Here is a 6,322-nt window from a genome sequence, read left to right as displayed (position 1 = left end):
CCCCTCCCCCAGCACGCAGACCGGCGCGTTCTCCGCCAGCAGCCGCTCCCACCGCCCGGGCGTGTCCGCCGGGTCCAGCGGGAGGTACGCCGCGCCCGACTTCGCCACCGCCAGCAGCGCCGTCAGCAACTCCGCCGGACGCGGGAGGCCCGCCAGACCGACCACCGCGCCCGGGCGGGCCCCGCGGGCGCCCAGGGCGCGCGCCAGCCGGTTGGCCGCGGCGTTCAACTCCCGGTAGCTGACGGTCTCCCCGTCCGTGAGCACCAGCGCCGGCGCGTCCGGCGTCCGGGCCGCCTGCGCCTCGACCGGACCCACCGCGGTGGTCGCCGGGTACCGCACCGTACGCCGGGGCAGTGCGGGCAGCTCGGGCGCCGCCGACAGCACCGCCTCGCGGACCGCACCCGGAGCCGCGCCTCGGACCGCCTCGCGCACCCCCGCCGCCGCCCCCGCTGCCGCCCCCGGCGCCATCACCTCCGGCACCATCACGCCGCGCCCAGCAGCTCGGCCCAGGCCTCGATCGCCGGGCGCTCCGCGAGCTGGACGAACGCCACCTCGGCGCCCGCCTCCTGCCAGCGCCCGGCCAGGGTCATCAGCCGGATGGAGTCCAGCCCCCAGTCGACCAGGTTCTCGTCCAGCGGGATCTCCGCCGGGTCCTCGCCGAGCAGATCGGCGACCTCGGCCCGGATCCGCTCCACCGTGAAGCCCACGCCCGTCACTTCCCGCTCACCCCTTCGAGTTCCGCGACAACCGCGACACCAGCGACGCCCGCGACACCCGCGACACCCGCGACACCCTGGACATCCGAAACGCCCGGGGCGGCCGGAGCCAGCGCCCCGAGCACGGCCTTCGCCGTGGTGACCGACCCGCAGCGCCCGGCCACCCAGGCCAGCGCGTCGCGGTGCTCCGCCGGGCCGAAGTCGGCGACCGCGTCGGCCACCACGAAGGCCTGCACGTCCCGCATCCAGGCGTCGCACGCGGTGGCCTGCACGCCGATGTGCGCGTACACGCCGGTGATCACCAGCTGGTCCCGCCCCTGCTCGCGCAGCAGCTGCTCCAACTCGGTGCGCACGAAGGCGCTGTACTTCCACTTGGTGAGCACCGTGTCCACCGGCTCCGGGGCCACGGCCTCGGCGATCGCGGTGGCCCGCGGGTCGTCCGGGATGCCCGGGCCCCAGAAGTCCTGCTGCAGCCCCCGCTCGGCCGGGCTCTGCCCGCCGAGCTGCGCCGAGTACACGACGGGGACGCCGGCGGCGCGCGCCTCCCCGGCCAACGCCGAGACGTTGTGCAGAAGTTCGGGCACCGGCCCGGCCTCGGCGTCGAAGGCGTCCAGGAAGTGGTTCTGCAGGTCGTGCACCAGCAGCACGGCGCGCGCCGGGTCCACCGTCCAGGAGACCCGGTTGGCGGGCAGCTCCTCGGCGGCGGGCATGGGATAGCGGGGAATGCGGGGCAGGCCCACGGTGGTGTTCCTTAGCTAGACGTAGCGGAGTGGGGAGAGTCAACGGGCGGTCGGCGGGCGGTCGGCGGGCGGTCGGCAGCCGATCCGCGGGCGCTCAGCGGCCGGTCGACGGGCGCTCAGCAGCCGGTCAGCGAAGCCGCGATCGCGGCGCGCAGGTCCTTCTTGCTGACCTTCCCGATCCCGGTGGCCGGGAAGGCGGCGACGAACTCGACCCGGTCCGGCACCTTGTACTCGGCGAGCCCGCGCTGCCGCACGAACCTCTTCAACTCGACGCTCTTCGGCGGGCTTTCGCGGTGCCCGGCACGCAGCACCACGTAGGCGCAGGTGCGCTCGCCCAGGTACGGGTCGGGCATCGACACCACCGCCGCGTCGTGCACCGCGGGGTGCGCGAGCAGGTGGTTCTCGATCTCCTCGGCGGCGACCTTCTCGCCGCCCCGGTTGATCTGGTCCTTGGCCCGGCCCTCGACCACCAGGTGGCCGGTCGGGGTGCGCCGGACCAGGTCCCCGGTGCGGTAGAACCCGTCCGCGGTGAAGGAGTCGGCGTTGTGCTCGGGCGCGTTCCAGTAGCCGCGGATGGTGTACGGCCCGCGGGTGAGCAGGTGGCCGGTGGCGCCGTCGGGCAGGTCCCGGTCCTGGTCGTCCACCACCCGGACCTCGTCGTCCGGCGAGATCGGCCGGCCCTGGGTGGTGGTGATCAGCTCCTCCGGGTCGTCCAGCCGGGTGTAGTTGACCAGTCCCTCGGCCATCCCGAACACCTGCTGGAGCGTGCAGCCCAGCACCGGCCGCACCCTCCGGGCCGCCTCCTCGCTGAACTTGGCGCCGCCGACCAGCAGCACCTCCAGGCTCTCGTACCCGCGGGCGCCGCGCTCGGCGGCGTCCAGCCAGAGCAGTGCGAGCGGCGGCACCAGCCCGGTGATGGTCACGCCCTCGCGCTCGATCAGCGGGAAGGCCGTCTCCGGGGCGGGCTGCGGGCAGAGCACCACCCGGCCGCCGGCGTACAGCGTGCCGAGCGAACCCGGCGAGCTGAGCGGGAAGTTGTGTGCGGCGGGCAGCACGCACAGGTACACGCTGTCCCGGTCCTGCCCGCAGAGCTCGACCGAGCCGCGCAGCGAGTAGATGTAGTCGTCGTGGGTGCGCGGGATCAGCTTCGGCACGCCGGTGCTGCCGCCGGAGAGCTGGAGGAAGGCGACGTCCCCGGGCCCGGGCTCCCCGCCGAAGGCCTCCGGTCCTGGACCGTCGCAGGGCACGTCCGTGAGCCGGACGTGCTCGCCCGGGTCCTCGCCGGCCACCAGCACCAGCCGCAGCGCGGGGTTCTCCGCCTGTACCCGGGTGGCGAGTTCGCGGTAGTCGTGACCGCCTTCGACGGCCGGCACCACATAGGCGACCGCCCCGGTGAAGGAGCAGAAGTACCCGATCTCGGCGTACCGGTGGGCAGGCAGCGCGAAGACCGGCAGTGCACCGATCCGGAACAGCGCGAAGACGACCTCGAAGAACTCGGCGGCGTTGGGCAGTTGGACCACCACCCGGTCCCCGGCCCGGATGCCTCGGGCGAGCAGCCCGGCGGCCATCCGGTCGGCCCGGAGGTCGAGTTCGGCGTACGTCCAGCGCCGCTCGGCGGCCGCCACCGAGTGACCGCCCGGGTCGACGACGGCGATGCGCCCGCCGTGCGCGGCGGCGCGTTCGCGCAGCATCCGCCCGAAGGTCTCGCCGCGCCAGTACCCGGCGTCCCGGTAGCGCTCGGCGAACTCGGCGGGGTACGGGGTGAAGCCCGCCCGAGCGGTCTCCAGCGGCGTCACCGGGCCACCCCCGCGGCGTCCAGGAAGGTGCGGAACTTGGCGCTGGTCTCGGCGAGTTCGGCCTCCGGCCGGGACTGCTCGACCACGCCCGCGCCGGCGTACACCCGCAGCGTCCGCTCCTGCGCCTCGGCGCAGCGGATGGTGACCACCCACTCGCCGTCGCCGGTCGCGTCCTCCCAGCCGACCATGCCGGTGTAGAGGCCGCGTTCGAAGGGCTCGACCTCGCCGATCACCCGGCGTGCGACGTCGGTCGGCGTGCCGCAGACCGCCGGGGTGGGGTGCAGTGCGCAGGCCAGTTCCAGGGCGGAGACCGCGGGGTCGGCCAGCTCGCCGCGGATCGTGGTGGCCAGGTGCCACATCGCGGCCGTCCGTACCAGGGTGGGACGTTCGGGCACTTCGAGAGTGCGGCAGTACGGAGCCAGCGCCTCGCGGATGGCGTCCACCACGACGGCGTGCTCGTGCAGGTCCTTGGGCGACTCCAGCAGCGCGGCGGCGCGCCTGACGTCCTCGCCGAGGTCCTCGCTGCGCGGGACCGAGCCGGCCAGCGGGTTGGCCAGCACGGTCGTTCCCCGCCGGGAGAGCAGGAGTTCGGGGCTGGCGCCGATCAGGGTGCGGCCGCCGCCGGACGGGACGGCGAAGGTGTAACCGCCCGGGTCGCGCCGGGCCAGCCGCTGCAGGATGGCGGGCAGGTCGAGCGGCTCGGCGGCGCTCAGCTCCAGCGTCCGGGCCAGTACCACCTTGCTCAACTCCCCGCCGCGCAGCCGCTCGACGGCCGCCGCGACGCCGGCGCCGTACGCCTCCGGCGCGGGCACCGGGGCGATCCGCCAGTCGATCCGCTCGGCCGCCGGCGCGGGCAGCGCGATCAGCGGGTCGTCGCGCAGCGCCCCGGCGGTGCGGATCCGGGCGGGCACGGCGAGTTCGACCCGGCTGTCCCGGTCGAACGCCACCGCACCGACCACCAGCGGCCGTTCGACCCCGTCCCGGCCCGCCTCGGCCAGCGTCTCGGCGACCCGCACCGGCAGCGGCCGCCCGTCCTGGGGCACCCGGGCGTGCACGCCGGAGCCGAGCAGGGTGCGGGTCGGCGAGGCGAAGAACGCCTCGTCGGAGCCGGCCCGGTACTGGCCGAGCAGTCCGCTGGCCGCGCCGATGACGGCGTGGTCCGGGCCCTCGGCGAGGGCGGTCGCCGGGGCGTCGGGCCCGGCGGGTATCGGCCCGGCAGGGGCGTGGTGCACCGTGGTCACGGCGGTCTCTCCAGTCTGGGACGGTTCTACGGGGGACGAGGAGGAACGGGAGGGCGGCGAGGAGCAGGAGCGCGGGCGAGGAGGAGGGACGGGCGGGGCGCCGATCGGCACCGCCCTGCCCCGCTCAGGCGCGCAGGGTCGCGCCGCCGTCGACGTACAGGTCGTGCATGGTGATGTGCCGCGCCCGGTCGGAGGCCAGGAACACCACCGCCTCCGCGATGTCGGCGGGCGCGGCGATCCGCCCGAGCGGGATGCCGACCCGCCAGGCGCCCGGGTCGCCCTCGATCACCCGGCGTTCGGCCGCCTCGGCGTCCTCGCCCCACAGGGCGCGCTGCATCTCGGTGTCGGTCGAGCCTGGCGACACCACGTTGCACCGCACCCCGGACCGGGCGAGTTCCAGCCCCAGGCAGCGGGTGAACATGGTGGCCGCCGCCTTGGACGCCGCGTAGGCGGCCATCCCGGCCCGCGGCACCCCGGCGGCGTTGGACCCGACGGTCACGATCGCCCCGCGCCCGCGGTCCGCCATTCGACGGCCGACGGCCCGGCCGGTGTGGAAGACCCCGGTGGTGTTGACGGCGAAGGTGTCCGCCCAGTCCCCGTCGGAGAGTTCGACGACCGGTGCGGTGCGCAGGATTCCCGCGACGTTCACCAGCGTGCCGATCGGCCCGAGTTGGCGTTCGATCAACTCCACGGCGCCGTCCACGGCCTGGGCGTCGGACACGTCCAGCACGTACGGACGCACCGTCGGCAGCTCGGCCACCAGGGCGTCGAGCCCGCCACGGTTGCGGTCCACCGCCGCGACGACGGCTCCCTCGGCCACCAGCGCCCGCACCACGGCCGCGCCGATGCCCTGCCCGGCCCCGGTGACCATCGCGACGGCACCGGCGAATTCGGACTGTTGCTGCACAGGACATCCCCTCCGACCAGCAAGATTAGGCAAGCCTAACCTAACACAGCTGTTCGCCTGCATCGAGAGCCTGTACGAACGTCAACTCGCTCCCGCTGGTACCGCGGCGACCACTCCGCACCGCGAACGCGTCCCCGAACACGAGAAAGCCGCCCGCCCCCGGGCTGGGGGCGGGCGGCCTCTGCGCCTGCGGCCTCGATGTCCCGCGGCCTCGGCGTCTGCGACAGTGGCGCCGGTCGTGCCTGTGGTGCTGGTGGCCGTGGTCGCAGAATCCGGCGGGTCCCTACGGCAGGCGGCTCGCGAAGATCAGGTCGAAGCCGCGACAGCCCTCACCGTCGAGGTGTTCCGCGCGACGCAGGCCGGCGCGCAGGGCGACGCGCCGGGAGGCGAGGTTCTCCGGGCGGACACGGGCGATCAGGGGAAGGTCGGGGGCATGGGAGGACGCCCAGGCAGCGACGGTGGTGGCGGCCTCGGTCGCCACGCCACGACCCCAGGCGGCGGGAGCGAGGCGGTAGAAGAGGTTGAGGATCGGCAGACCCGCCAACGTCATCGGCTTGATGCCGCAGAAGCCCGGTACGGCCGGGGAGTCGTGCTCGCGGACCGTCCAGTAGCCGAAGCCGTGGCGCTCCCGGACCGCGTTCCAGCGGCCGTACAGCTCTTCGGCCTCGGTACGGGTCCCGAGGGCGTCCGAGGGGTTGTGGACGCAGGTGGCCGGGTCCCGGTGGACGGCGAGGACGGCGTCGATGTCGCCCTCGGCGGGGCGCAGCAGGGAAAGCCGTTCGGTCGTCGGGGCCTCGTGCCCGACCAGCGCGGGCTAACGCGGGACGGCGGGGGTGGTGGCTGCCTTCGCGGGACCCGAAGGGGCCTTCGCGGGAGCGGTGGGGGCCGTCGCCGGAGCGGTGGGGGCCGACGGTGCCGCACC

Annotated in this window: 6 protein-coding genes and 1 pseudogene; all 7 read right to left on the bottom strand. The window is 75.1% G+C overall.

The features are described from left to right. A partial coding sequence (locus ACIQOV_RS22185; protein WP_401050948.1) for an AMP-binding protein occupies positions 1-468 on the bottom strand: 468 nt, incomplete at its 3' end. Between the two features lie 14 nt (positions 469-482). Next, positions 483-716 carry a phosphopantetheine-binding protein gene (locus ACIQOV_RS22180; protein ID WP_380348422.1) on the bottom strand — a complete coding sequence of 78 codons (234 nt, stop codon included), beginning with the start codon at positions 714-716 and terminating at the stop codon, positions 483-485. 122 nt (positions 717-838) lie between these two features. Then, positions 839-1,456 (bottom strand): annotated as a pseudogene (locus ACIQOV_RS22175) (isochorismatase family protein); the annotation flags it as partial. A 116-nt stretch (positions 1,457-1,572) separates the two neighbouring features. Continuing rightward, complete coding sequence (locus tag ACIQOV_RS22170) at positions 1,573-3,252, bottom strand: (2,3-dihydroxybenzoyl)adenylate synthase (protein WP_401050938.1); 1,680 nt, start codon at positions 3,250-3,252, stop codon at positions 1,573-1,575. Beyond that, a complete protein-coding gene (dhbC, locus tag ACIQOV_RS22165; RefSeq protein ID WP_401050945.1) occupies positions 3,249-4,460 on the bottom strand; it encodes an isochorismate synthase DhbC in 1,212 nt (403 codons plus the stop codon). Before dhbC ends, ACIQOV_RS22170 begins: the two co-directional genes overlap by 4 nt. A 157-nt stretch (positions 4,461-4,617) precedes the next feature. Further along, positions 4,618-5,364, bottom strand: a complete 747-nt coding sequence (locus tag ACIQOV_RS22160) for a 2,3-dihydro-2,3-dihydroxybenzoate dehydrogenase (RefSeq protein ID WP_401050943.1) — start codon at positions 5,362-5,364, stop codon at positions 4,618-4,620. Positions 5,365-5,683: 319 nt separating this feature from the next. Beyond that, positions 5,684-6,166 (bottom strand): GNAT family N-acetyltransferase, encoded by a 483-nt coding sequence (locus ACIQOV_RS22155; RefSeq protein ID WP_401050940.1) that lies wholly within the window; start codon positions 6,164-6,166, stop codon positions 5,684-5,686. Positions 6,167-6,322 lie beyond the last annotated feature (156 nt).

Source organism: Kitasatospora sp. NPDC091257 (assembly GCF_044757675.1).
Classification (GTDB): domain Bacteria; phylum Actinomycetota; class Actinomycetes; order Streptomycetales; family Streptomycetaceae; genus Kitasatospora; species Kitasatospora lactacystinica.
The sequence above is the reverse complement of the archived record's forward strand: the minus strand, read 5'-3'. Positions and strand labels throughout refer to the sequence as shown.